We start from the raw sequence: 23,992 nt of genomic DNA, 5'->3' as shown, positions 1-23,992 counted from the left end.
CGAACAGGCGGGCCAGCGGCCCGCGGAACGGATTCGGATGCCCACCCGTCGCGTCGGCCTCATCGTCCCGAGCTCGAACACCACGATGGAGACCGAGATACCCGCCATCCTGCGCGCCCGCGCGGAGCTCAGGCCCGACGAACAGTTCACCTTCCACTCGTCCCGGATGCGCATGAAGCACGTGACGCCCGCGGAGCTCACCGCTATGGACGCCGACTCCCTGCGCTGCGCCGCCGAGCTCGCCGACGCCCGCGTCGACGTCATGGCCTACGCCTGTCTCGTCGCGATCATGGCCCAGGGGCTGGGCTACCACAGAGCGTCGCAGGAGAAGCTGGCCGCGCGGGCCGAGGCCGAGAGCGGGGCCCGCGTGCCGGTGGTGTCCTCCGCCGGCGCCCTCGTCGAGGGGCTGCACTCCCTCGGGGCGAAGAAGGTCGCGGTGATCGCGCCGTACATGAAGCCGCTGACCGCCACGGTGTGCGACTACATCGAGCACGAGGGCGTGGAGGTCGTGGACTCGTTGAGCCTCGAGGTCCCGGACAACCTGGAGGTCGGTCGCCTGGACCCGGAGCAGCTGATCGGCCTGGCGCAGCGGGTGAAGACGGCGGACGCCGACGCCCTGGTGCTCAGCGCCTGCGTGCAGATGCCGTCGCTGGCGGTGCTGGACAGCGTGCAGCAGCAGTTCGACATCCCGGTCGTCTCCGCGGCGGCGGCCACGGTCTGGCGGATTCTGAACGATCTCGGGCTGGACCCGGTCGCCCCGCGCGCCGGTGCCCTGCTGGCCGGTCACTGAACCCACGAACGACGAAGGCGAGGAACGAGATGGGTGCACTGGACGGCAAGGTCGTCGTCTTCACCGGAGCGGCGGCGGGCATCGGTGCGGCGGTGGTCCGCCGGTACGTCGCGGAGGGGGCGCGGGTCGTCGCCGTCGACGTCTCCGCGAGGGTCAGCGAGCTGGCCGACGAGCTCGGCGAGGCGGTGATCCCCGTGGTCACCGACGTGCGCTCCTGGGAGGGTAACGTCGCCGCCGCGACGGCGGCCGTCGAGCAGTGGGGCCGGATCGACGTCTTCGTCGGCAACGCGGGCATCACCGACGGGGCCCGGCCGCTGGAGCAGATCCCGGGCGGACAGCTGACCGCGGCGTTCGACGAGCTGATGGGCATCAACGTGCTGGCACCCATGCTCGGCGTACGTGCCTGCCTCGAACAGCTGATCGCCACCCGCGGCACGGTCATCCTCACCGGCTCCTACGCCAGCACCAACGCCGGCGGCGGGGGAGCCCTCTACACGGCGTCGAAACATGCGGTACACGGGCTGATCCGGCAACTGGCCTACGAACTGGCGCCCGACGTCCGCGTCAACGGGGTCGCCCCAGGGGTGGCCCCGACCCGGCTGCGCGGCACCGCCGCGCTGGGACAGGAGGCCGGCGACTCCGTGCTCGAGGGCACCGAGCGCGCGCTCCCGCTCCAGGAGGTCGCCGGGGTGGAGGCCTACAACGGCGTGTTCACCCTGCTCGCCTCCGCCGAGGCCGGCGCGATGACCGGTTCGCTGGTCACGGTGGACAGCGGGCTGTCCATCCGCGGTATCGCCCGCCCCGGCGGCCGGGTCTGAGGTGGGAACCCGGATCCTGGCGGGGCGCACGGCGGTGGTCAGCGGCGCCCGCCGTGGGATCGGCGCCGCGATCGCCGAGGCCCTGCTCGCCGCCGGTGCGCGGGTCGTCGTCTGCGGCCGGGACGCCGTCCAGGTGGAGGCCGCCGTCACCGGGTTGCGCGGACGGGGCTTCGCGGGCGCCGAGGGCTTCGGGGGCGATCTGCACACCGCGGAGGCGCGGGCCGAACTGCTCACGGCGGCCGGTGCGGTCGACATCCTGGTGAACAACGCGGGCGGCTTCCTGCGGACCACCACGACCCTGGACGCCACCGACGAGGAGTGGGACGAGCAGCTGCGAGCCAACCTGACGCTGCCGTTCCTGCTCTGCCGGGCGGTGCTGCCGGGCATGCTCGGCCGCGGCTGGGGGCGGATCATCAACGTCGGCTCGGTGACGGCCACCGCACCCCAGCTCGGCAACGCCATCGGATACGTGGCGGCGAAGTCCGGTCTCGTGGGCTTCACCCGGCAGTTGGCCCTCGAGGTCGCCGGGACCGGGGTGACGGCCAACGTCGTCAACCCCGGAACCGTTGGTACCGAACACCTCGCGGACTACTTCGCGGCATCGCCGCAGGTGTCCGAGGCGGAGCTGGCACAGCGCATCCCGATGGGCCGGCTCGGACGGCCCCGGGAGATCGCCGCGCTGATCCCATGCATCGCATCCGACGACGCCGCGTTCCTGACCGGCGCCGTGATCGACGTGAACGGCGGGGCGGTCACCGCGTGACTCGTCCCGGGACCAGAGTGAGAGAGAGGAGTGCGCCGTGGGAGCGCTGGACGGAAAGGTCGCGTTGATCACCGGGGGTGCGGCCGGGATCGGCCGTGCGGTGGTGGAGGCGTATGTGGCGGCCGGCGCGCGCGTGGGCGTGCTGGACCGCGACTCCGAGCGGCTCACCGAGCTGGTCAAGGAGCTGGGCCCCAACGTCGTCGGCACGGTGGGCTCGGTCGAGCACCTGGCCGACAACCAGCGGGCGGTCGCGCAGGTCGTGGACGCCTTCGGTGGGCTCGATGTGTTCGTCGGCAACGCCGGCGTCGGCGCGGGCAACCTGAAGCTCGCCGAGGTGCCGCTGGACCGGCTCGAGTCGGCGATCGACGAGATCTACGACATCAACGTCAAGGGGTACCTGCTCGGCGCGCGGGCCGCACTCGGCCCGCTGCTGCGCGCGCCGGGCGGATGCATGATCTTCAGCTGCTCGCTGGCCAGCTACCGGGCCGTCGACGACGGCGTCCTCTACGTCTCCACCAAGCACGCCAACCTCGGCATCGTCCGCCAGCTCGCCTGGGAGTTCGCGCCGCGCATCCGCGTGAACGGCGTGGCGATCGGCGTGGCGCGTACCCGCATGGAGGGGCTGCGCTGCCTCGACCAGGAACCGATCGACGCGGTCCTGCCCGGCGCGGAGCAGGTGATCCCGCTCGGCGCGATCCCGGAACCGCATGACCACGCGGGCGCGTTCGTCTACCTGGCCTCCTCCGCGGCCGGCCTCACCACCGGCGAGTGCCTGTGGACCGACAGCGGCTTCGGCGTGCGCGGCATCGGCAGCCCGGCCGGCGGCCGCGATCTCAGCGCGGAGGCACTCGAGGCTGTCGCGACGTCCTGAAGCCGTACCCAACGCCCCCGCCCATCCCTCCGGAGGTCCTCGTGACAGTCGAGAGCACGCTCAACCCCAGCCGCACCTTCGATCACCTCTTCCGCCCCGGCGCGATCGCGGGCCTGCGACTGCGCAACCGTGTCGTCAAGTCGCCCAACACGACGGCGACCTCCAACCCGGACGGCACCGTGTCGCAGCGGACGGTGAACCACTACCGCCGCATCGGCGAGGGCGGGGCCGGCCTGGTCATGCTGGAGTACACCTACGTCGATGACGACGCGAGCAAGTCGATCCACGGCCAGACCGGGATGAGCCGGCAGGACCACGTGGCAGGCATGGGCTGGCTGGTCGACGAGGTGCACTCGACGGGGGCCGCGGTCGGGCTCCAGCTGGTGCACGCCGGGCGCCAGCGCTTCCTCGGCACCGCCCCGATGAAGTCGGCCTCTACGTCGTCCTGGGATGTGGCGGAGATGGCGTTCGGCGTCGTGCCCACCCCGATGACCACCGAGGAGATCCGCGGCGTGGTGCGAAGCTTCGGCGAGGCGGCGGCCCGGGCCCACATGGCCCGGTTCGACATCGTCGAGGTCCACGCCGGACACGGCTACATGATCACGAACTTCTTGTCCCCGCACACCAACGACCGGACGGACGAGTACGGCGGGTCGTTCGAGAACCGCGCCCGAATCCTGCTCGAGATCGTCGACAGCATCCGGGCGCACGTGCCGCGGACCTTCCCGCTCAGCGTGCGCCTCTCGGTCACCGACTACGAGCCGGACGGCATCCAGATCGAGGAGACCGTGGCGCTCTGCCGGCTGCTGGAGCAGCACGGCGTCGATGTCATCCACGCCTCCGGTGGCCACCACGCCCTGCAGGAATGGGAGGCCAGCTCCTGGTACATGCCTCGGCAGCTGCACCGCTGGGGTTGGGAGAAGATCAAGCCGGCGGTGTCGATTCCGGTGATCGCCTCCGGTTCGCTGGTCACGCCCGAGATCGCCGACGAGATCCTGGCCTCCGGCAGCGCGGACTTCGTCTCCCTCGGCCGCGCGATGCTGGCCGATCCGGACTGGGCCGTCAAGGCGCGGACCGGCCGGGTCCTCGAGATCGTGCCGTGCATCCGGTGCAACGACGGCTGCCTCGAACGCGGGCTCGACCAGAAGCGCAGCGTCGGCTGCACGGTCAACCCGCAGGTCGCCGAGGAAGGCCGGTTCCCGCTCGGCACGGCGGCCACGCCGAAACGGGTCGCGGTGGCCGGCGGCGGCCCGGCCGGCCTGCGGATGGCGGCGGCGCTGCACGACCGGGGTCACGAGGTTGTCCTCTTCGAGCCCGCGGAGCTCGGCGGCGCGCTGCTGCACGCGCGAGGCTCGACGGTCAAGCAGGACCTCGCCGGGCTGCTCGTGCACCTCGTCCACGAGGTGCGGCGGCGCGGGATCGAGGTTCGCCGTGCGCGGGCCGCGGCTGCCGCGCTGGCCGGGTTCGACTCCGTCGTCGTCGCCACGGGCGCGCCGCAGCGGGCCTTCACCGGCCCGATCGCGGCGACCGACCGGCTGCTCGGGCCGGGCGACGTCGGCCCGCGACGCGAGCAGATCAGTGGCCACGTGGTCGTTGTCGGCGGCGGGTTCCAGGGCTGTGAGACCGCGCTCCGCCTCGCCGAGCTGCCCGGAGTGACGGTCACCGTGCTGGAGCGGGGAGAGGCGCTGATGCGCGGTCCCGAGGTCAAGTACGACGTCATGGTCCTGCCCAAGCGGCTCCGGGAGGCCGGGGTCGAGCTGCGGACCGGTCGCGAGGTCGTGGCGATCGAGCCGAACGGCGTCCTGGCCCGGCCGGCCGGGTCCGGGCAGGACGGCGAGCTGGTGCGCGCCGACTGGGTCGTGCTCGCCCTCGGCCGCGAACCGGCCCCGGTCGCGCTGCAGGACGAGCTGGCCGAGACCGGCGTCCCGTTCGTCACCATCGGCTCGGCGCAGGCCCCGGGCCGGGTCTACGACGCGCTGCACTCCGCCTACTTCGCGGCGCGGCTGCTGTGAACGGTGTCCGGCCCGGCAACGCGGGGTGAGCTTCCCCTGGACGCGGTTACCCGCCGACGACGGTCCGGTGGTTCAGGACTCGTCGCCGGCGGGGGCGGCGCGGCGGATCTCCTCGGCCTGCTGCCGCGCCAGGACTCGCATCCGTTGGAAGAGGTCGAGCAGCAGGCCCTGAGGTTCGCCTGGCTGGTCACGCTGGCGATCCACGCCCTCCGCCGGCGTGTGCTCATCGAAGGCGCCCGTGAGTGATGGGGATCGACATCCGGGGCCCCGGGCCGCAGGATGACGGCCGTGTGGGACTCCGCCAGGACGTACTTCACCCCGATCGGCGACGGCTGGTACACCTTCAACTCCGGCTGGTGATCCGGACACTGCTACCGTTTTGGGATGGATCCGCGTCGCTCGGTGCCGCGCACCGATGCCGTGCTCGGCGACCCCCGGCTGGCCGCGTTCCCGCGGGACCGGGCCCGCGCCGTCGTGCGTGAGGAACTCGACCGGGTCCGCCGCGGCGAGCTGGCCCCCGATGCCGTCGCCGAGGCCGCGCTGCACCGGCTGAACAGCGAAAACGGGATGCGACCGGTGCTCAACGCGACCGGCGTCGTGCTGCACACCAACCTCGGCCGGGCCGCCCTGTCCGGCGCGGCGGTCGAGGCGGTCGCCCGCGCCGCCGGCCATACCGACGTCGAGCTGGACCTGGAGACCGGTCGGCGCGCCCGGCGCGGCCGGACCGCGATGCGCGCCCTGGCCGAGGCCGTCCCGGCCGCCGGGGCCGTGCACGTGGTCAACAACGGCGCCGCCGCCCTGGTGCTGGCCGCGACCGTGCTGGCCGCCGGCAAGGAGATCGTGGTCAGCCGGGGCGAACTGGTCGAGATCGGCGACGGCTTCCGCCTGCCCGACCTGCTCGTCTCCACCGGGGCCCGGCTGCGCGAGGTCGGCACCACCAACCGCACCTCACCGGCCGACTACCAGGCCGCCATCGGCCCGCAGACCGGCTTCCTGCTCAAGGTCCACCCATCGAACTTCTACCAGCGTGGCTTCGTCTCCGCCGTCCCCGTCGAGCGCCTCGCCGGGCTGGGCGTGCCGCTCGTGGTCGACATCGGCTCCGGCCTGCTGGACGCCGACCCGCTGTTGCCCGATGAGCCTGACGCTTCGGCGGTACTGCGGGCAGGCGCCGACCTCGTCACCTCCAGCGGCGACAAGCTGCTCGGCGGCCCGCAGGCCGGCCTGCTGCTCGGCCGGGCCGACCTGGTGGAGTCCCTGCGCCGGCACCCCCTGGCCCGCGCCCTGCGGGTCGACAAGCTCACGCTGGCCGCGCTGGAGGCGACCCTGCTGGCCCGCGACACCCCGACCTGGCGCGCGCTGCGGGCCGACGCCGCCGATCTGCGCCGCAGGGCCGAGGCGGTGCGCGCCTCCCTCGGCGGGCTGAGCGCCGAGGTGGTGGACACCGTCGCCGTGGTGGGTGGCGGCGGCGCCCCCGAGGTCGAGCTCCCGTCGGCCGCCCTCGCCCTGCCGGCCGGCCTGGCCGCCCCGCTGCGCCTGGGCGATCCGCCGGTCCTCGGCCGGGTCGAGCGCGACCGGCTGCTGCTCGACCTGCGCTGCGTGCCCGAGGAGCAGGACAAGACGGTGGCCGCGGCCGTGCTGCGCGCGGCGGGCGGCTGAGCCGGCATGTGGGTCGTCGCCACCGCCGGGCACGTCGACCACGGCAAGTCGACGCTCGTGCGCGCCCTGACCGGGATGGAGCCGGACCGCTGGGCCGAGGAGCGGCGTCGTGGCATGACCATCGACCTGGGCTTCGCCTGGACCCGCCTGCCGTCGGGCGCCACCGTGGCGTTCGTCGACGTGCCCGGCCACGAGCGGTTCGTGCCGAACATGCTGGCCGGAGTGGGACCGGTACCGGCGGCAATGCTCATCGTCGCGGCCGACGAGGGCTGGAAGCCGCAGTCGGCCGAGCACCTGGCGGCCCTCGACGCGCTCGGCGTGCGCCACGCGCTGCTCGTGGTGACCCGGGCCGACCTCGCCGACCCCGCCCCGGCGACCCGCCAGGCCCTGGCCGAGCTGGCCAAGACCTCCGCCGCCGACGTCGAGGCCGTCGCGGTGAGCGCCGTGACGGGCGCCGGCCTGGACGACCTGCGCGCCGCCCTGGACCGCCTGGGCGCCGCCCTGCCCCCGCCCGACCTGGCCGCCCCGGTGCGCCTGTGGATCGACCGCGCTTTCACCATCAAGGGCAGCGGCACGGTCGTCACCGGCACCCTGGGCGCCGGCCGCCTGACCGCGGAGGCCGACCTGGAGCTCGGCGGCACCCCGGTCCGCGTCCGCGGCCTGCAGTCGCTGGGCACCCCCGTGTCCGCAGTGGACGCCATCGCGCGGGTGGCGGTGAACCTGCGCGGCGTGGAGCGCTCGGCGATCGCCCGCGGCGACGCGCTCGTCGCCCCCGGCCGGTTCGTCCTCACCGACCTGGTCGACGTCCGCGTGCACGGCGACCCGGTGGCCGACCTGCCGTCCACCGTCGTGCTGCACATCGGCTCCGCGGCGGTGCCCGCCCGGGTGCGCCCGCTGGGCACCGACACCGCCCGCCTGCGCCTGGACCGTCAGCTGCCGCTGCACGTCGGTGACCGCGCGCTGCTGCGCGACCCGGGCCTGCACCGGGTCCCCGGCGGCGTCACCGTCCTGGACGTCTCCCCGCCGCCGCTGCGGCGTCGCGGCGCGGCCGCCGCCCGGGCCGCCGAACTGGCCACGATGGACGGCACCCCGGACGCCGCGGGCGAACTGCGCCGCCGCCGGCTCGTGCACGCCGACGAGCTGACCCGGATGGGCGTCACCCCACCCGCCCCCGGCTGGCTGCTGGACCCTGCGCACGAGGCCGCCCTGCGGACCCGGCTGGCCGCTGAGGTACGCGCCTACGCCGACGCCCACCCCGTCGACCCGGACCCGCCGGTCGACGCCATGGCCCGCCGCCTGTCCCTGCCCGACCGCGGGTTGGTGCAGCGCCTCCTGACCCCGCCGCTGGCGATTCATCAGGGTCGCATCGGCACCGGCCGTCGCCTGCCCGAACGCCTCCAGCGCGCCATCGACACCGTCCGCGCGGACCTCGGCCGGTCCGCGTTCGCCGCCCCGGAGAGCGACCGCCTGACCGCCCTGGGCCTGGGCCCGAAGGAGCTCGGCGCCGCCGCGAAGGCCGGCCTGCTGCTGCGCGTCGCCGACGGCGTGGTCCTGCTCCCGGACGCCGCCGACGTGGCGGCCGAGCGCCTGGCCGGACTGCCCCAGCCGTTCACGCTGAGCGAGGCCCGTCAGGCACTGGGAACGACCCGCCGGGTGGCGGTGCCGCTGCTGGAGTTCCTGCACCGCCGCGGTGTCACCCGCCGGCTCCCGGACGGCCGCCACCAGCTCGAGGGAGGGTAGCGTCGCGGTCATGAGCGGTGAGCCGCCGGTACGGATAGCGCTGCGGGTCAGTGACGTGAGCGCGGCCACGGCGCTCTACCAGAGCTTCGGCTTCGCCCCGGTGGGCACGGTTCCCGGTGCGGACGGCGGGGTCGCGATGGCGATCCTCCGCCGGGGCCCGCTGCAGTTGCTGGTCGACGCGTTGGTGGGCATCCCCTTCGCGGACAGCGTGCGGGAACGCCAGACGAAGTCCGGGCCGCGCGGGCTCGGCGTGGTCATCGGGCTCGAAGTGGGCGACGTCGACGAGGCGGCGCAGCGTTGCCGGGCTGCGGGGTGCGTCATCAGCGCCGGTCCGGTGGATGCGCCGTGGGGGGAACGGTACGTCGAGTTCGTGGACCCGTACGGGTACGCGTGGAAGTTCTTCCGGCTGAACGGCTCGTCGGACGACGGCCTGCACGCCGTCCACGATGCGTGGTTCGGCGCAGGCGGCGCGGCTTCGTCGTGATGCGTTCCCGCCCAGCTCGCTGAGCATGCGGGCTGGGCGGGACCGATGTTTCGGCGTGTTCGGTGAGATCGTGCGAACGGCTAGCGGATGACGCGGCAGATCAGGGCGCCGGACTGGCCGCGCAGGGCGGTCATGACGACGTCCGTGGTCAGGTACTTGCAGGCCAGGTACGGGTCGCCAGAGCCCACGTAGACGTTGGCGCCGGAGTAGCACCGCAGGCCCGAGGACTCGTACAGGCCGACCAGCGCCGAGGCGCTGACCTGGGCGTGGCAGTACTCGCCGATGGACAGCGGGCCGAAGGTGAGGTCGACGGTGGAGGCGTGGGCCGGGGAGGCGAAGGTGAAGACGGTCAGCAGCGAAGCGGCGGCAAGGGCGCCGAGGCGTCGAAACATGTAAGTATGTTAACGGTAGCGGATGCCCTCCTGGGCGAACGGCGCCAAGGTTGGCCGGCGGACCGGGACGTCGGCCAGGGCCGCGTCGATCGCCTGCAGGACGTCGGCGGACAGCTCGACGCCCGCGGCCGCCGCGTTGGCGTGCACCTGCTCCGGGCGGGACGCGCCGGTGATGGCGGAGGCGACCTCGCCGCGGCGCAGCACCCAGGCCAGGGCCAGCACCGGCATGCTCACGCCCAGGCCGTCGGCGATCGGGGCGAGGCGCTGCACCGCCTCCAGCGCCGGCTCGGTGAAGACGAGGTCCTTGGAGCCGCTCATCGCGTCGCTGGCGAACCGGGAGTCCGGCGGGGGCGGGGTGCCCGGCTGGTACTTCCCGGTGAGCACCCCCTGCGCCAGCGGCGACCACACGATCTGCGAGATGTCGTTGGCCTTGCACAGCTGGAAGAGCTCGGCCTCGGGGGCCTGCCACAGCATCGAGTATTGCGGCTGGGACGAGGCGAACAGCGACGGCCCGGCGATGTCGATCGCGGCCCGGATCTGCTCCGGCGTCCACTCGCTGAAGCCGAGGTAGCGCGCCTTGCCCTGCCGCACGACCAGCTGCAGCGCCTCGATCGTCTCCTCGATCGGCACGCTGGGGTCGAAGCGGTGGGCCTGGTAGAGATCGACGTGGTCCGTCTGCAGCCGGGTGAGCGAGGCGTCGATCTGCTTGGCGATCTGGGCGGCGGACAGGCCCTGGTCGGTGTCCGACATCTGGCCCCAGACCTTGGTGGCGAGGATGTAGCTGTCCCGCGGGTGCTTGGACAGGATCTCGCCCCAGGCGGTCTCGGCGGCGCCGCGGCCGTAGACGTTGGCGGTGTCGAAGAAGTTGATGCCGGCGTCGAAGGCCGCCTCGGTGCACGCCTTGGTCTGCTCGAGCTCGATCCCACCCGCATACGTCAGCCACGCGCCCAGCGAGATCTCGGAGACCTCGAGGTCGGAGTGGCCGAGCCTGCGGTACCTCATGTCGTTGCCCACGGGGCAGAAACTACCCCGTGGGTACGACAAGAAACGGCTCAGGCGGTGATCCGCTCCATCTCCGCCGCCAGGCGCTCGGCGTCGGCCGGGGCGAGGTGGGCGGCGTCGAGGTACAGCGAAAGCTGCAGCGTGCCGGGGACGCCGTCCACGTGCAGGAACAGCGGCTCGAACGACGGGGCGTCCTGGGCCGCGACCCAGCGGAACGACGACTCGCCGGGCTCGATCGGCGCGGACATGGCCGGCCCACGGCGGTCGTTGAAGTAGCAGCCGATGTCGACGCCCGCCTCGGTGATCAGCCGGTCCATCCTCGTGTGGTGGAAGTAGGCGTACTTGTACGCCGCCGTCGTCACCCGCCGGGTCCGCTCCAGCAGCTCCGCGAAGGGCGTGCCCGCCGCCGGGATGCTCAGCAGCCCGGCCTGCGCGAGCGTGCACACGACGCCGGCGAGGCCCGGGCGGAACCGGTTGGACACGATCGGGCGGATCACCACCGGATCGACGCCGGTGATCCGGGTCAGCGCGCCCGCGTACGCGGCCAGCAGCACCGTCGTCGTGTCGACGCCGGTCTCGGCCGCCCACCGCTGCGCGGCAAGGCCCAGCGCCGGCGAGGTGAACTCGCCGTGCCAGTACCGCGGAGACTCCACCACCGCCGGGCGCGGGAACCGCTCCGGGGCCACCGTTTGCAGGATGCCGGCCCAGTAGCGCCGGGCGGCGGCGTCGTGGCGCAGCCCGGCCGGCGACTCCTGCCACTCGGCCTGGGCGAGCGGCTGCGGGCCCGGCACCGGCGTGTCGACCCGCTCGGCGACCTCGGCCAGCATCGTCATCGCCCCGGCGGCGTCGGTCACGAAGTGCGAGACCAGCACCGCCATGTGGGTGAGCCGGTCGCCCTGGCGCACGACCGCCATGCGCAGCGGCCACTCGGTGGCGAAGTCGAGCTGCTTGGCCCGCCAGGCGTCGCACAGGTCCTCGGCGACCCGGCCCGGGTCGGCGTCGCCGGCATCGACGATCTCCAGGTCGATCTCGCCGGCGGCGTGCACGACCTGGGTCGGCGTGCCGTCGCCGGCGAAACGTAACAGCGTGCGCATCGGCTCGTAGCGGGTCATGAGGTACCGCAGCTCGGCCGCGACCTCGTCCAGCGTCGTGCCCTCGTCCAGGGGCTTGACCCCGCCGAGCGGGATCCACGTCCGCTGTTTCACGATCGCGGACCAGTTCTCGAGCTGGCCCCACGACAGCGGGCCCTCGCCCGACGTGTCGCCCTGGAATCCGACGCTGATCCGATCCGGCGCAGCAGGCATCGCCGGCCCTCCCATCCATCCGTGACGGCAGTGCACGACCTCCCGACCCGGCCGGCATCGGTGCACGGCGGGCAGAGGCGGCCTGCACAACGTGGCGGGTCGCAGCAGGGCGCATCGGCGTTCGTCGTAGCCTACGGAAGGCGCCGCCCCGGACACCATGCGCCGGTCGTAGGATTGCGCCACGACCGGCTGGGCCCCGGGTTGTCCGTTCGGTCAGCGGATGCGCGACCATGTGTCGTAGTCGTGCACGGCGATGCCGTCGTAGGTGCCGTACCGTTGCGCGCCGGAATCGATGACGCTCAGCTGCCGCTGCAGGGCGGCCTGCGACCACAGCCACATCGCCCGCGCGCGCGGCTGTTGCTGCTGCGTCTGCGCCTTGGCCAGGGTCGCCTTGCCTGCCGCCGGTTGCAGGGTCGCGGACGCGACGCCCGGCATCAGGGCGACCCCCGCGAACGTCGCCGCCATCAGTGCCACCAGCCTGCGCATACCCACCGCCCGTGCCTCGTTTCCGCTGTGGCGCAAGCGTGGTCGGCGCGGGTTGCACCCCGGGCGCGACCAGGAGCGTGCCCGGGATCGAATCGGTTGCGGCCACTCGATTGCACGACCCCGGCTCAACGGCGAGCCCGGTGCTCATCCGGGCCCGCTCAGCGGGCGGAGGCGAATCGGCGGTCCGGGCGGGTGCCGTCGACGGCGAGGTCGGCGAGGACCCGCCCGACCGCGGGCACGAACTTGAAGCCGTGGCCCGAGAAGCCGGTGGCCACGACCACGGGGCCGTGCCGGTCCAGGACGAAGTTCGCGTCGGGCGTGGTGGTGTAGGTGCAGCTGATCGGGGTGAAGGCGGCGGGATCGACGCCGGGCAGGAACTGGTGGGCGTACTCGCGCAGCGCGGCCAGCTGAGCGGGCTCGGGCGTGAAGTCGCGGCGGTCCGGGTCGACCTCGGGGCCTACGCCGTGGAAGCCGACCTTGACGCCCTCGCCCGGCGTGGCCAGGCCGTAGACGCCGCCGTAGAAGTGCCCGGCGTCCGCCGTCCCTTCGGCGAAGCGATGCCCGAAGCTCGGCCAGCGCGCCTCGGGGACGAGGGCGGCGAAGTGGGCGGGCTGCTCCTGGGTGACCCGCAGCGGCGGCAGCGGCACCAGCCCGTCGAGCAGCTTGGCCGCCCAGGCGTTGACCGCGGCGACCACCCGGCGGGCGGTGTAGCTGCCGCCGTCGGTGTGCACGCGGACCTTGTCCTCGCCGAGCACCTCGATCGCGGTCGCCGGGGTCTCGTGCCGCACGACGGCGCCCAACGCCCGTGCGGCGTCCTGCAGCGCGGCGACCGCCCGGTCGGCGTGCAGGCGTCCGCTGTCCGGGTGGTACAGCGCCCGGGTGGCGAAGCGGATGCCGGGCCAGCGTTCGGCCGCCTCCTCGGGCCCGAGCCAGCGGTGCGCCACGCCGCCGGCGGCGAGCCCTTCGGCCAGCTCCAGCAGGTAAGGGTGGTCACCGTGGTCGACGCCGCCGGTGACGGTGAGCAGCCGGGCGCCGGTGACGTGCTCCAGCTCCCGCCACAGCCGCTCGGCCTCGCGCGCGAGGCGGATGTGGACCCGATCGGGGTACGACAGCCGGAAGATGCGCGACGCGCCGTGCGACGCGCCGTTGGTGTGGCCGGGGGCGAACCGCTCGAGCAGCACCACGTCGGCGCCGCGCCGGGCCAGCTGCCACGCCGCCGCCGAGCCCATCGCGCCGCCGCCCACGACGACCACGTCTGCTGTGTCCGTCATCGCCTCAACCCGCTACCCGTGCGGCGCCGGAGCCGCCGGCCGGCGGCGCGGGCGACCAGCCCAGCGCCGGGGCGACCGAGTGGACCACGTCGTGCAGGATCTGCTCGTACTCCGCGCGGTCGAACTCGTAGGGCAGCTCCAGGCGCAGCTCGTCGACCGCCTGCACCACCGGGTCGGCGCGCAGGCGGTCGGCGATCTCCTCGGCGGTGCCCACGACGTCGGGGGCGAAGAGGGTGCGACGCTCCCCGTGCGGCTTGAGCGTGCGTTCGCGGCGCGACTCGGCGTAGCGCAGGTACCGCTGCCGGGTCGCCCGGTCGGCGCTGTCCAGCGGGACGATCACCCGGCCGACCGCGATCCGGCCCGGGTGGGCGGCGATCGCGCGGTACTCGCGGATGTGTGCCAGCTGCGCCGCCACGAAGTCGTCGGTCTGCTCGCCGGAGACGATGTTGCCGGCGAGCAGGTTCAGGCCGGCCGACGCCGCCCAGCGCACCGAGCGGAGGCTGCCGCCGCCGTACCACAGCCGGTCGACCAGGCCCTTGCTGTACGGCTGCAGGCGGGGTCGTTGCACGTTGCCGGGGGAGTGGATGACGGTGTCCGGGTCGCCGAGGAACTCCCCGCGCAGGTTGTCGCGCAGGCGGGCGATGCGCCCGTAGGACAGGTCGAACGAGCGCCAGTCGCCGTCGAAGACGAGGTCGCCGATGAGCCCGGCGTGCGGCGGGACGCCCGCGCTGAAGCCGACCTGCAGCCGCCCCCGCGACAGCACGTCGGCCATCGACAGGTCCTCGGCAAGGCGGAACGGGCTTTCGTATCCGATCGGGATGACCGCGGTGCCCAGCTGCAGGCGCGTCGTGCGCTGCCCGGCGGCGGCGAGGAACACGGCCGCGGACCCGACGCCGTGCTCGAGGTGCCGCTGGCGGATCCAGCCGCCGTCGAAGCCGAGCCGTTCGCCGTACTCGAACAGCCGCAGCGTCGCCTCCAGCCCGGCATACGGGTCGTCGTCCAGGAAGTTCCCCGGCGTCAGGAACGCCAGCGTCCGGATGCTCACGACGCCCGCCATTGGCCGCGGTGCGCGACGTCGTCGAACGGCCGCCGGTCCGGCCGCGCGATCGGCCGTAGCGGCCGGTCGGCGGGGTGGCCGAGCCCGATCAGGTAGGAGACCGTGTGTCCCGCCGGCACGCCGAGGATCCGCCGCGCCTCGTCCTGGTCGCCGACCGAGGAGTGCCCGGTGCCGATGCCGAGGTCGGCCGCGGCCAGCAGGATCGCGAAGGCCGCCTGCCCGAGGTCGAACTGGTCGACGAGCCGCGTGCGCTCGTCGCCGGCCGCGGGGACGACGAGCGCGACGGCGGCCGCCGCCCCGGCGATGTGCTGGGCGCCGCGCCACACCGTGGCCAGCCGGTGCAGCTGGTCCCGCTCGGTGACCACGACGAAGTCCCGGTGCTGGCGGTTGGACGCCGACGGGGCGCGCCATCCGGCCTCCAGGATCCGCCTGAGGTGGGCTTCGGCAATGGGCTCGGGCCGGTACTGCCGGACGTTGCGCCGCGCCGTCAGCGCGTCCCAGGTTTCCACGAGCCGACGATATCATATCTAGCCGATAGCTTTACTAGGTTGCACTGTAGAATGGTCGGATGACGCCGAGCCCGACCACCGCCGCGGACGAGGTCGCCGCACTGACGAGCGACCTCATCCGGATCGACACGACGAACACCGGCGATCCGGCGACCCTGACCGGCGAGCGGGCCGCCGCCGAGTACGTCGCGGAGAAGCTCGCCGAGGTCGGGTTCGAGCCGCAGTACGTCGAGTCCGGCCCCGGCCGCGGCAATGTCGTCGCCCGGCTGGCCGGCGCGGACCCGGGCCGCGGCGCGCTGCTCGTCCACGGCCACCTCGACGTGGTGCCGGCCGACCCCGCCGAGTGGTCCGTGCACCCGTTCTCCGGCGAGATCCGTGACGGGTACGTGTGGGGCCGCGGCGCCATCGACATGAAGCACATGGTCGCCATGACCCTCGCCGTCGCCCGCCAGTTCAAACGCGAGGGGACGGTGCCGCCCCGGGACATCGTGCTCGCCTTCCTCGCCGACGAGGAGGCCGGCGGCTTCCACGGCGCCCGCTGGCTCGTCCAGCACCGGCCGGACCTCTTCGACGGCGTGACCGAGGCGGTCAGCGAGGTCGGCGGGTTCTCGCTGACCCTCGCCGACGGCGTGCGCGCCTACCTCGTGGAGACGGCCCAGAAGGGCATCATGTGGCTGCGGCTCAAGGTCCGCGGCACCGCCGGCCACGGCTCCATGGTGCACACCGACAACGCCGTGGCCAAGCTCGCCGCCGCCGTGGCCCGCCTCGACGCCCACCGGTTCCCGATCGTGCTCACCGGCGCGACCCGCGAGTTCCTGGAGGGGGTGGCCGAGCTGACCGGGGTGCCGTTCGACCCCGACGACCCGGAGGCGGCCGTCGCCCGGCTCGGCTCGGTGGCCCGGCTCATCGGCGCCACCCTGCGCGACACCGCCAACGTGACCATGTTCAACGCCGGGTACAAGACGAACGTGGTGCCGTCGCTGGCCGAGGCGACCGTCGACGGGCGGATGCTGCCCGGCCGCGAGGCGGCCTTCGAGCAGACCCTGGCCGAGGTCCTCGGCCCGGACGTCGAGCTGGACTGGGACCAGCTCCCGCCGGTGGAGACGACCTTCGACGGGCGCCTCGTCGACGCGATGACGGCGGCGATCTCCGCCGAGGACCCGGGGGCGCGGCTGCTGCCGTACATGCTCTCCGCCGGCACCGACGCCAAGTCCTTCCAGCTGCTCGGCATCCGCAACTTCGGCTTCGCACCGCTGCGGCTGCCGCCGGAGCTGGACTTCACGTCGCTCTTCCACGGCGTGGACGAGCGGGTGCCGGTCGAGGGCCTCGAGTTCGGCACCCGCGTGCTGACCCGCTTCCTGCTCGGCAGCTGAGCGCGGGTCAGGTGTAGTAGCCCTCGACGGCCGCGCAGGCGGCCGCGAAGAGGGCCGGCCCCTCCTGGGGGACGGGCGGGGATCCGCCGGATGGCTTGAGCGCGTCCAGTTGCTCGGCGGAAAGGGCGTAGACGACCCGGCCGATGCCGGAGCGTGCGATCGCGCCGGAGCACATACCGCAGGGCTGGCAGCTGGTGTACATCGTCGTGCCGGCCGCGACCCCGGCCGGCAGGTTGCGGGCCGCCCAGCGGGCGAGCTTGAGCTCCGGGTGGGCGGTGATGTCGTCGTCGGACAGCACGGTGTTGTGGTCCTCGGCGAGCACCTCGCCGCCGGGGCCGACCAGCAGCGACCCGAACGGTGCGTCGCCGTCCTCGCGGGACCGGGTGGCGAGCGCGATCGCGCGGTGCAGGAAGCGTTCCTCCTCGGGCGTCATGCGCCGGCCCCCGGCAGGGTCATGGTGCCCTGGGCGACGACCAGGCCGGAACCGCTGATCTGGACCCGGGAGCCTGACACCGTCACGGTGATCCTGCTCGGCCGCGCCATCGCGTGCCCCTGCTCGATGACGACGGTGGCCCGACCCGTCGGCGCGGGCGTCACGATGCCGTCGGCGACGAGCAGCGCCGCGAGAGGGCCGGCCGCGGTCCCGGTGGCCGGGTCCTCCCAGATGCCCATCGCCGGGTTGAAGAACCGGGCGTAGGCGCTGGCCCCGCCGTCGACGGTGTCGTCCGTGTAGAGGTAGCAGCCTTCGCCGCCGACCTCTCGCAGCGCCGCGATGAGCCGGGCGGCGTCGGGCGCGGCCCGGTCGACGGCGGCCCGGTCGCGGATCGGCACCAGCAGGTGCCCGGCACCGGTGGAGACCACCCGGGCCGGCCGGTCGGGCACCAGGTCGTCCTCGCGCAGCCCGAGCGCGCCGGCGAGGCCGGCCCGGTCCGTGACGACAGCCCCGAACACGGGCGGCGACTGGTCCATCGTGACGATCGCGCGGCCGTCGGCATGCCGGACGTGGACGGGTAGGACGTCCTCACCGATGTGCTGGCTGAACGTGGTCCCGTCGCCGTCGCCGTCGCCGTCGAGGCCGCCGTCGAGGCCGAGGCGCTCGCTGGTGGCGAGCCACAGCCAGGCCCCCAGCGCGTTGTGCCCGGCGCCGAAGACTTCCTCGCCGGTCGGGGTGAACGAGCGCAGCCGCCGGGTCGTGCCGGGCCGCGAGGGCTTCAGGATGAACGTGGTCTCGGACTGGTTGAACTCGCGCGCGACGGCCCGCATCTGGTGGTCGGTGATGCCGTCGGCGTCGGGCACCAGCGTCAGCGGCGCACCGGTCAGTGGCACCGATGCGAAGACGTCGACGTAGGCGAATTCGATGTGCGAATCGGTCACGGCTACAACGCTACGGTCGCCGGCGGCCGCTCAGTAGGCGAATCGTGCGGTATCAGGGGCCGATCGCCGCAGGATCTGCGGTAATCTTCGGCGATGGCCGCACCGCACAGCCCGCTCGACGAGGTGGACCGTCAGCTGCTCGTCGAGGTGCAGCGGGACGCCCGCGCGTCGCTGACCACGCTCGCCGGCGCCATTCATCTCGGCGTGTCGGCCACGCGGGCCCGGCTGCGCGGCCTCGAGGAGCGCGGCGTCATCACCGGCTACTCCGCCGGTGTCGATCCGGCCGCGTGCGGGCTGCCGTTGCGTGCGGTCGTGCGGATGAAGGTCCACGGCGCGCTGTACGACCAGGTCGCCGCGGTGCTGGAGCGCGAACCACAGATCGTGCGGTGCGTGCGGGTGACCGGGGAGGCGTGCTACGTCGCTGAGGTCCTCGCGGCCGACATGCCGGACCTGGCCCGCATCACCTCCGAGCTCGCCCGCATCGGCTCCATCACCACCGACCTCGTCTACGAGGTCGTCGTGGACCGCGCCGTCCCCTGCTGACCGGCGGGACCGTTGTCGCGGTCCGGCCAGAGGCGCGAGGCCGGCGACCAGCGTGACCTGTCGCCACGGTTGCGGAGCAGGAGCTCATCGCCAGGGAGGTCATCCCGGCCCTGCGCGTCGAGGCCGAGCCGGCCTAATGCTGCCCGTTGTCCTGGGTGTGGCTCGACCTGGTCGTCTAGCGGCGCAGGGCGCGGCGGGCCAGGGCGTTGCCGAGGAACTGGCCGGCCTGGACGATCGCGATGATCGTGGCGACGGTGATGTACACGACCGGCCAGTTGTAGCGCTGCGAGCCGTACGTGACCGCGAAGTCGCCGAGGCCGCCGCCGCCGAAGAGGCCCGCCTGCGCCGACATGTCCACGACGCCGACGAAGATGAAGGTGTACCCGAGGATGACCGGCCCCAGCGCCTCGGGGACGACGACGGTGAGCAGGATGCTGATCGGGCGGGCGCCGGCGGCCCGGGCGGCCTCGACGACCCCGGGCTCGACCGCCAGCAGGTTCTGCTCGATGATGCGGCTCACCGCGAAGGCCGCGGCGAGCGACAGCGCGAGGGTGACCGCGTTCGTGCCGATGGTCGTGCCGATCGTGACCAGCATGAGGGGCTGGATCGCGGTGAGGAAGATGACGAACGGGATCGGGCGCACCACGTTGACGAGGATGTTGACGGTGATGAAGACCGCCCGGTTCGACAGCAGGCTGCCCGGGCGGGTGGCGTACAGCGTCAACCCGAGCAGCAGCCCGAGCACGCCGCCGGCGACGACCGAGATGATGACGATGTAGAACGTCTGCCAGATCGCCTCGCGGAACACCGGCAGGTTGGTGACGAACTCGTCCACGATCAGTCCTCCTCGGCCACGTCGACGCCGTCGGCGCGCAGGGCGGCCAGCGCCGCTTCGATGCCCTCGGCGGGGCCGGTCAGCTCGAAGGTGAGGCTGCCGACCGCGCGCTCCTGCAGCTCGCTGATGCCGCCGAAGACGATGTCCGCGGCCACGTTGTGCGCCAGGAACGTCTTGGCCAGCGCGGTCTGGAAGCCGGTACGGTCGCGGATCGCCACGCTGACGAGGCGCCCGCTGTGCGTGCGGCGCAACCGCCGCAGGGTTGCCGCCGACGGGCGGTCCCGCAATGCGCCCCGCACGAAGTCGGCGGCGGCGGTACTGCGGGGCTGCGCGAACACGTCGTACACGGTGCCCGTCTCGGCGATCCGGCCGCCGTCCATGACCGCGACCCGGTCGGCGACGGCACGGATCACGTCCAGCTCATGGGTGATGAGCACGATCGTCACCCCGAGCTCGCGGTTGACCCGCCCGAGCAGGTCGAGCACCTCGCCGGTGGTGCGCGGGTCGAGCGCGCTGGTGGCCTCGTCGGCCAGCAGCAACGAGGGCTCGGTCGCCAGTGCCCGGGCGATGCCGACGCGCTGCTTCTGCCCGCCGGAGAGCTGCTCGGGGTGGTCGTGCGCGCGGTCGAGCAGCCCCACGAAGTCGAGCAGCCGCGCCACCCGCCGGTCCCGTTCCGCCCTCGGCACGCCGGCGACCTTCAGCGGGTACGCCACGTTGCCCGCCACCGTCCGGGAACGGAACAGGTTGAACTGCTGGAAGATCATGCCGATGTCGCGCCGGACCCCGCGTCTGTCCCCTTCGGACAGTGCCGAGACCTCGCGGTCGCCGACGAACACCCGCCCGCTCGTCGGCGACTCGAGGCCGTTGACGAGCCGGACGAGCGTGCTCTTGCCGGCGCCCGAGTGGCCGATGACGCCGAACACCTCGCCCGTGGCGACCTCGAGGCTGACGTCGTCGAGGGCGTTCACCCGGGCGCCGTCGCGGCCCCGGGCGAACGCCTTCGTGACGCGGTCGAGCCGTACGTGCGGCACGGCTACTTCTTACCCGCCGCTACCGCCTGGTCCTGGACGGTCTTGAGCAGCGACTGGAGCTCGGCCGGCGCGACCTGGCGGAAGATGGCCGTGCCGCCATTGGATTCCTGCACGCCCTGCTCGACCGTCGGGTCGTGGTAGAGCTGGGCGAGCTTCAGGTACGTCGGGTTGTCCTTGTCGGCCGCGCGGGCGACGAAGATGTTGACGTACGGCGCCGCGCTCGCGCTGGCCGGGTCGTCCTGGAACACGGCCGCGGTGTGGGGCAGCCCGGCGCTGGTGGCATAGTTGTTGTTCACGATGGCCGCTACGACCGAGCCGCTCTTGAGTGCCCCGGCGGTCTGCGAGGCGTCGAGCGTGACGACGTCGACCTTCTTGGTGGCGATGTCGGCCGTGCTGGAGAACGCGGTGCCGCCGTTCTTCAGCGTGACCAGGCCGGCCGCCTGCAGTACCAGCAGCCCGCGGGCCTGGTTGATGGCGTCGTTGGGGATCGCGACCTTCGCGCCGTCCGGGATCGCCGACGGCGACGTGTAGTTCAGGGAGTACAGCGGCAGCGGGTAGACGGCCGTCGCGCCGATCGGCTGCAGATCGTCGTGCGCGGTCGCGTTGTAGTTGGCGAGGTACTGGATGTGCTGGAACTCGTTGAGATCGAGCTGCTGCTCCTTCAGCGCCGGGTTGGGCTGGCTGTAGTCGTTGAAGTTCACGAACCGCACGGTGACGTCCAGCTGCCGCTTGGCGAGGTCCGCGTAGGTCTTCCAGTACGGCTGCGACGCGTCGGTGACGCCGATGCGGACGGTCTTGGCTCCGTTGTCGTCATCGCCGCCGCGGGTCACGGCCACGACGACGACCGCGGCCGCGATCACGACGGCGGCGATGGCGGTGATCCAGGGCCATCGGCTGCGCCTTCGCGTGGGCAGCTGCGGTTCGTTGGACGGATTCGGCTCGGGGGCGTTGCCCGGTTCGGTCATGCCGTGAAGAATAACCAACTAAACCGATAGGGAAAATGTGTCATACGTCTACTGCGTGAGAGCCTCGGGCACGGGCCGGCGGGAATCCGGCCCTGAACCCGTTCAGGGCAAAGGATCAGTAGGGTTGCGCCTGTGGCCTCGGTCGAGATGGTGGGTGGAACGTGAGTGACGTCGATGTGGCGATCGTCGGCGGCGGGGCGGCCGGGGCGCTGGTCCTCGCGCATCTGTCGCGGCTGGCGTCCGGCCGGCTCCGGGTCGCGCTGATCGACCGCGGCCCGGGCGGCCTCGGCAGCGGCGTGGCGTACCGGACGCCGGACGCGGCGCACCTGCTCAACGTCCGGGCCGCCGCGATGAGCGCCTGGCCGGACCGGCCCGAGCACTTCACGCGCTGGCTGGCCGCCAACGGGTGGAGCGGCGTGACCGGCGACGACTTCGTGGCCCGCGCCGCCTTCGGTGGCTACCTGGCCGCGCTGGCCGGCGAGGCGGCCGGCGGCGACCAGGCGGACGTGCGCCTCATCCACGGCCGGGCCAACGGCGTGCACCGCAACCCCGACGGCTGGACGATCACCATCGACGGGGCCGCCCCGGTGGTCGCGACCGAGGTCGTGCTCGCCATCGGCATCGAGCCGCCGGCCCAGGCGTGGGTGCCGCGCCGCCTGCGCGGCCAGCCCCGGTTCGTCGCCGACCCGTGGCGGCCCGGCGCGCTGGACGGCGTCGGGCCCGACGACCCGGTCCTCATCGTCGGCACCGGGCTGACCGCGGTCGACGTCGCCGTGTCGCTCGCGCCCCGCACCCGGCGGCCGATCATCGCCACCTCGCGCAACGGCCTCCTGCCGTTCGCCCACACGCGCGAGGTCCGGCCGCCGATGCCGCTGGAGCACACCGATCTGCCCGCGACGGTCAAGCAGCTGCGGCGGCTGGTGCATCACCGCATCCGCGAGTCGATCGCGGCGACCGGGGACTGGCGGCCGGCCGTCGACGGCCTGCGCCCCCACACGCAAGCGATCTGGGCCGGCCTGCCCGAGGCCGAACGGCGCGAGTTCCTGCGCCGGGACCTGCGGCGCTGGGACAACGCCCGGCACCGCATGGCGCCCGCGGTCGCCGACGCGATCGCCGGCCTGCGGGCCGAGGGTCGGCTCGCGATCACGACCGAGCACCCGTCGGTCGCCATCGCCGCGGCCGCTCCCGGCACCTGGATCGTCAACACCACCGGGCCCGACCCCGACCTGGCCGGCTCGACGAACCCACTGATCCAGCAGCTGTTCGCCGAGGGCTACGTCACCACCGGCCACCTGGGCATTGGCTGGGCCACCACCGGCGACGGCCAGCTCCGCGACGCCTACGGCAACCGGGTGCCGGGGCTGTGGACGCTCGGGAGCACGCGCCGCGGCCAGCTGCTGGAGTCCACCGCGATTCCGGAGATCCGCGCACAGGCCCTCGCCCTCGCCGAGCGCCTGTGCGACACGCCGTCCCCGCGCCGGGGCCCGGCCGGCCTGGTCCGCCGGGATCAGTACGGCCTGCCGCTGCTCACGACCGCGCGGGCCGCCGAGCATTTCGACGACGCGGTGCGGCGCGTCCTGCGCGTGCAGCAGGGCGCGGAGGAGGCGCTGGCCGCGGCGACCGCCGAGGACCCGTCGTTCGCGCTCGCGCACACGGTGCGCGCGCTCCTGGCCGTCGAGGGGGTCATCGGCGCCGACGCGCGATCGGCCCTGGACGAGGCCGAACGGGCCGCGCAGGCGCGCACCGACACCCGCACCAGCAGCCTGCTGCGGGCCGTCGCCGGCCGCGTCCGGGCCAACGACCCGACGGGGCTGCTCGCGCACATCGACGAGTTCCCGCGCGACGCCCTCGTCGTCAACGCCTGCGTCCCGACGATCGCGTTCGGCGGGGCCACGCAGGTGCCGCAGCACGCCTGGGCCATCGTCGAGCGGCTGGCCCCGGTGTACGGCGAGGACTGGTGGTACCTCGGGCTGCTCGCGTTCGTCCGGCAGGAGCAGCACCGGTGGGCCCAGAGCGCCGAACTGGCCGACCGGGCCCTCGCCGCCGACCCGGCCGGGGGCCACGCGGCCCACGCCCGCAGCCACGTGTACTACGAGACGGGCGAGCACCGCGAGGGCCTCGCCTGGCTCGACGCCTGGATCGAGGGCCCGGGACGCGACGCGTTCCAGGGCGCGCACTACTCGTGGCACGCGGCGCTGCACGACATCGCCCTCGAACGCTGGCCCGGCGTGGCGGCCCGCCTCTGGGCACAGCTGTCACCGCGGTCGGTCGGCGGCGTGCGGGCCCTCGTCGACTCGGCGTCGCTGCTGTGGCGGTGTCACGTGCTCGGCGCACCGCCGCAGCCCGTGCCGATCGAGGCGGTGCTCGGCACGGTGCCGGACGAGCTGCTGCGCGAGCCCCGGACGGCGTTCATCGCCATGCACGCCGCCCTCGCGCTGGCCGCCGCCGGTGACCTCGACCGGCTGGAGGCCCTGCGCCGGTACGCCACCGGCCGCGCCGAACCGGCGTTCGACCTCGTCGCGGTGCTCGTGCGTGCGCTGAGCGCCTACGTGCGTGGCGACTACGCGCTGACGGTCGAGCTCATCTCCCGCCGCACCGGTGAGTGGGTCCGCCTCGGCGGCAGCGACGCGCAGCGCGAGGTCATCGACGACACGCTGCTCAGCGCCCTGTCCGCCCGGGACACACCGACCGGCAGGCCCGCCGTGTGATCCTGGCG

24 protein-coding genes are annotated in these 23,992 nt (G+C 73.6%); 11 read left to right on the top strand and 13 right to left on the bottom strand.

Annotated features, from left to right (window positions below; genetic code table 11):
* Positions 1-37 precede the first annotated feature (37 nt).
* Genes ABD352_RS25595 through ABD352_RS25575 form a run of 5 tightly spaced genes read left to right on the top strand, consistent with a single transcriptional unit; the run spans position 38 to position 5,254 of the window.
* Positions 38-790 carry a maleate cis-trans isomerase family protein gene (locus tag ABD352_RS25595; RefSeq protein ID WP_344615019.1) on the top strand — a complete coding sequence of 251 codons (753 nt, stop codon included), beginning with the start codon at positions 38-40 and terminating at the stop codon, positions 788-790.
* 29 nt (positions 791-819) lie between these two features.
* Positions 820-1,608: an SDR family oxidoreductase gene (locus ABD352_RS25590; protein WP_344615018.1), complete on the top strand. Its 789-nt coding sequence runs from the start codon at positions 820-822 to the stop codon at positions 1,606-1,608.
* Between the two features lies 1 nt (position 1,609).
* A complete protein-coding gene (locus tag ABD352_RS25585; RefSeq protein ID WP_344615017.1) occupies positions 1,610-2,371 on the top strand; it encodes an SDR family NAD(P)-dependent oxidoreductase in 762 nt (253 codons plus the stop codon).
* A gap of 37 nt (positions 2,372-2,408) precedes the next feature.
* A complete protein-coding gene (locus ABD352_RS25580; RefSeq protein ID WP_344615016.1) occupies positions 2,409-3,242 on the top strand; it encodes an SDR family oxidoreductase in 834 nt (277 codons plus the stop codon).
* A 41-nt stretch (positions 3,243-3,283) separates the two neighbouring features.
* The gene (locus tag ABD352_RS25575) at positions 3,284-5,254 is read left to right on the top strand and encodes an oxidoreductase (RefSeq protein ID WP_344615015.1); all 1,971 of its coding nucleotides are present in this window, start codon (positions 3,284-3,286) and stop codon (positions 5,252-5,254) included.
* A gap of 72 nt (positions 5,255-5,326) precedes the next feature.
* Here ABD352_RS25575 and ABD352_RS25570 read toward each other — a convergent pair whose 3' ends face one another.
* Positions 5,327-5,458 (bottom strand): hypothetical protein, encoded by a 132-nt coding sequence (locus tag ABD352_RS25570; RefSeq protein ID WP_344615014.1) that lies wholly within the window; start codon positions 5,456-5,458, stop codon positions 5,327-5,329.
* Between the two features lie 180 nt (positions 5,459-5,638).
* On the opposite strand from ABD352_RS25570, the gene selA reads away from it, so the two are divergent.
* From selA to ABD352_RS25555, 3 genes are read left to right on the top strand one after another with little or no spacing between them, the layout of a single operon-like run.
* Positions 5,639-6,910, top strand: coding sequence for an L-seryl-tRNA(Sec) selenium transferase (gene selA, locus ABD352_RS25565; RefSeq protein ID WP_344615013.1), 1,272 nt, complete (start codon positions 5,639-5,641; stop codon positions 6,908-6,910).
* A 6-nt stretch (positions 6,911-6,916) separates the two neighbouring features.
* A complete protein-coding gene (selB, locus tag ABD352_RS25560; RefSeq protein WP_344615012.1) occupies positions 6,917-8,650 on the top strand; it encodes a selenocysteine-specific translation elongation factor in 1,734 nt (577 codons plus the stop codon).
* A 10-nt stretch (positions 8,651-8,660) separates the two neighbouring features.
* Positions 8,661-9,134 (top strand): VOC family protein, encoded by a 474-nt coding sequence (locus ABD352_RS25555; protein WP_344615011.1) that lies wholly within the window; start codon positions 8,661-8,663, stop codon positions 9,132-9,134.
* Positions 9,135-9,214: 80 nt separating this feature from the next.
* Here ABD352_RS25555 and ABD352_RS25550 read toward each other — a convergent pair whose 3' ends face one another.
* The 7 genes from ABD352_RS25550 to ABD352_RS25520 form a co-directional block, all read right to left on the bottom strand.
* Positions 9,215-9,526 (bottom strand): hypothetical protein, encoded by a 312-nt coding sequence (locus ABD352_RS25550; RefSeq protein WP_344615010.1) that lies wholly within the window; start codon positions 9,524-9,526, stop codon positions 9,215-9,217.
* Positions 9,527-9,535: 9 nt separating this feature from the next.
* Entirely contained in the window at positions 9,536-10,528 is a 993-nt protein-coding gene (locus ABD352_RS25545) for an aldo/keto reductase family protein (RefSeq protein ID WP_425553637.1), read from the bottom strand.
* Between the two features lie 50 nt (positions 10,529-10,578).
* Entirely contained in the window at positions 10,579-11,832 is a 1,254-nt protein-coding gene (locus ABD352_RS25540) for a condensation domain-containing protein (RefSeq protein ID WP_344615008.1), read from the bottom strand.
* 213 nt (positions 11,833-12,045) lie between these two features.
* Positions 12,046-12,297: a hypothetical protein gene (locus tag ABD352_RS25535; protein WP_344615007.1), complete on the bottom strand. Its 252-nt coding sequence runs from the start codon at positions 12,295-12,297 to the stop codon at positions 12,046-12,048.
* A gap of 179 nt (positions 12,298-12,476) precedes the next feature.
* Positions 12,477-13,589: an FAD-dependent oxidoreductase gene (locus ABD352_RS25530; protein ID WP_344615006.1), complete on the bottom strand. Its 1,113-nt coding sequence runs from the start codon at positions 13,587-13,589 to the stop codon at positions 12,477-12,479.
* A 4-nt stretch (positions 13,590-13,593) separates the two neighbouring features.
* Positions 13,594-14,634, bottom strand: coding sequence for an LLM class flavin-dependent oxidoreductase (locus ABD352_RS25525; RefSeq protein WP_344615005.1), 1,041 nt, complete (start codon positions 14,632-14,634; stop codon positions 13,594-13,596).
* On the bottom strand, positions 14,631-15,155 hold the full coding sequence (locus ABD352_RS25520; protein WP_344615004.1) for a nitroreductase family protein: 525 nt from the start codon (positions 15,153-15,155) through the stop codon (positions 14,631-14,633). Before ABD352_RS25520 ends, ABD352_RS25525 begins: the two co-directional genes overlap by 4 nt.
* A 59-nt stretch (positions 15,156-15,214) precedes the next feature.
* Here ABD352_RS25520 and ABD352_RS25515 point away from each other — a divergent pair, with 59 nt between their 5' ends.
* A complete protein-coding gene (locus ABD352_RS25515) occupies positions 15,215-16,528 on the top strand; it encodes a M20/M25/M40 family metallo-hydrolase (protein ID WP_344615003.1) in 1,314 nt (437 codons plus the stop codon).
* 7 nt (positions 16,529-16,535) lie between these two features.
* On the opposite strand, the gene ABD352_RS25510 is transcribed toward ABD352_RS25515, so the two are convergent.
* Entirely contained in the window at positions 16,536-16,961 is a 426-nt protein-coding gene (locus ABD352_RS25510) for a nucleoside deaminase (RefSeq protein WP_344615002.1), read from the bottom strand.
* Entirely contained in the window at positions 16,958-17,902 is a 945-nt protein-coding gene (locus ABD352_RS25505) for a PhzF family phenazine biosynthesis protein (protein WP_344615001.1), read from the bottom strand. The genes ABD352_RS25510 and ABD352_RS25505 overlap by 4 nt, the downstream gene beginning before the upstream one ends.
* A gap of 93 nt (positions 17,903-17,995) precedes the next feature.
* On the opposite strand from ABD352_RS25505, the gene ABD352_RS25500 reads away from it, so the two are divergent.
* On the top strand, positions 17,996-18,445 hold the full coding sequence (locus ABD352_RS25500; protein WP_344615000.1) for an Lrp/AsnC family transcriptional regulator: 450 nt from the start codon (positions 17,996-17,998) through the stop codon (positions 18,443-18,445).
* A 175-nt stretch (positions 18,446-18,620) separates the two neighbouring features.
* Here ABD352_RS25500 and ABD352_RS25495 read toward each other — a convergent pair whose 3' ends face one another.
* From ABD352_RS25495 to ABD352_RS25485, 3 genes are read right to left on the bottom strand one after another with little or no spacing between them, the layout of a single operon-like run.
* Positions 18,621-19,280 carry a methionine ABC transporter permease gene (locus ABD352_RS25495; RefSeq protein WP_344614999.1) on the bottom strand — a complete coding sequence of 220 codons (660 nt, stop codon included), beginning with the start codon at positions 19,278-19,280 and terminating at the stop codon, positions 18,621-18,623.
* A 2-nt stretch (positions 19,281-19,282) separates the two neighbouring features.
* Entirely contained in the window at positions 19,283-20,311 is a 1,029-nt protein-coding gene (locus ABD352_RS25490; protein ID WP_344614998.1) for a methionine ABC transporter ATP-binding protein, read from the bottom strand.
* Between the two features lie 2 nt (positions 20,312-20,313).
* Positions 20,314-21,276, bottom strand: coding sequence for a MetQ/NlpA family ABC transporter substrate-binding protein (locus ABD352_RS25485; protein WP_344614997.1), 963 nt, complete (start codon positions 21,274-21,276; stop codon positions 20,314-20,316).
* 161 nt (positions 21,277-21,437) lie between these two features.
* Here ABD352_RS25485 and ABD352_RS25480 point away from each other — a divergent pair, with 161 nt between their 5' ends.
* The gene (locus tag ABD352_RS25480; RefSeq protein ID WP_344614996.1) at positions 21,438-23,984 is read left to right on the top strand and encodes an FAD/NAD(P)-binding protein; all 2,547 of its coding nucleotides are present in this window, start codon (positions 21,438-21,440) and stop codon (positions 23,982-23,984) included.
* Positions 23,985-23,992: the final 8 nt, after the last annotated feature.

The sequence above is a fragment of the Dactylosporangium salmoneum genome (assembly GCF_039532525.1).
In the GTDB taxonomy this organism is placed as follows: domain Bacteria; phylum Actinomycetota; class Actinomycetes; order Mycobacteriales; family Micromonosporaceae; genus Dactylosporangium; species Dactylosporangium salmoneum.
Note: the sequence above shows the minus strand (reverse complement) of the source record. Positions and strands in the feature narration are given on the sequence as shown.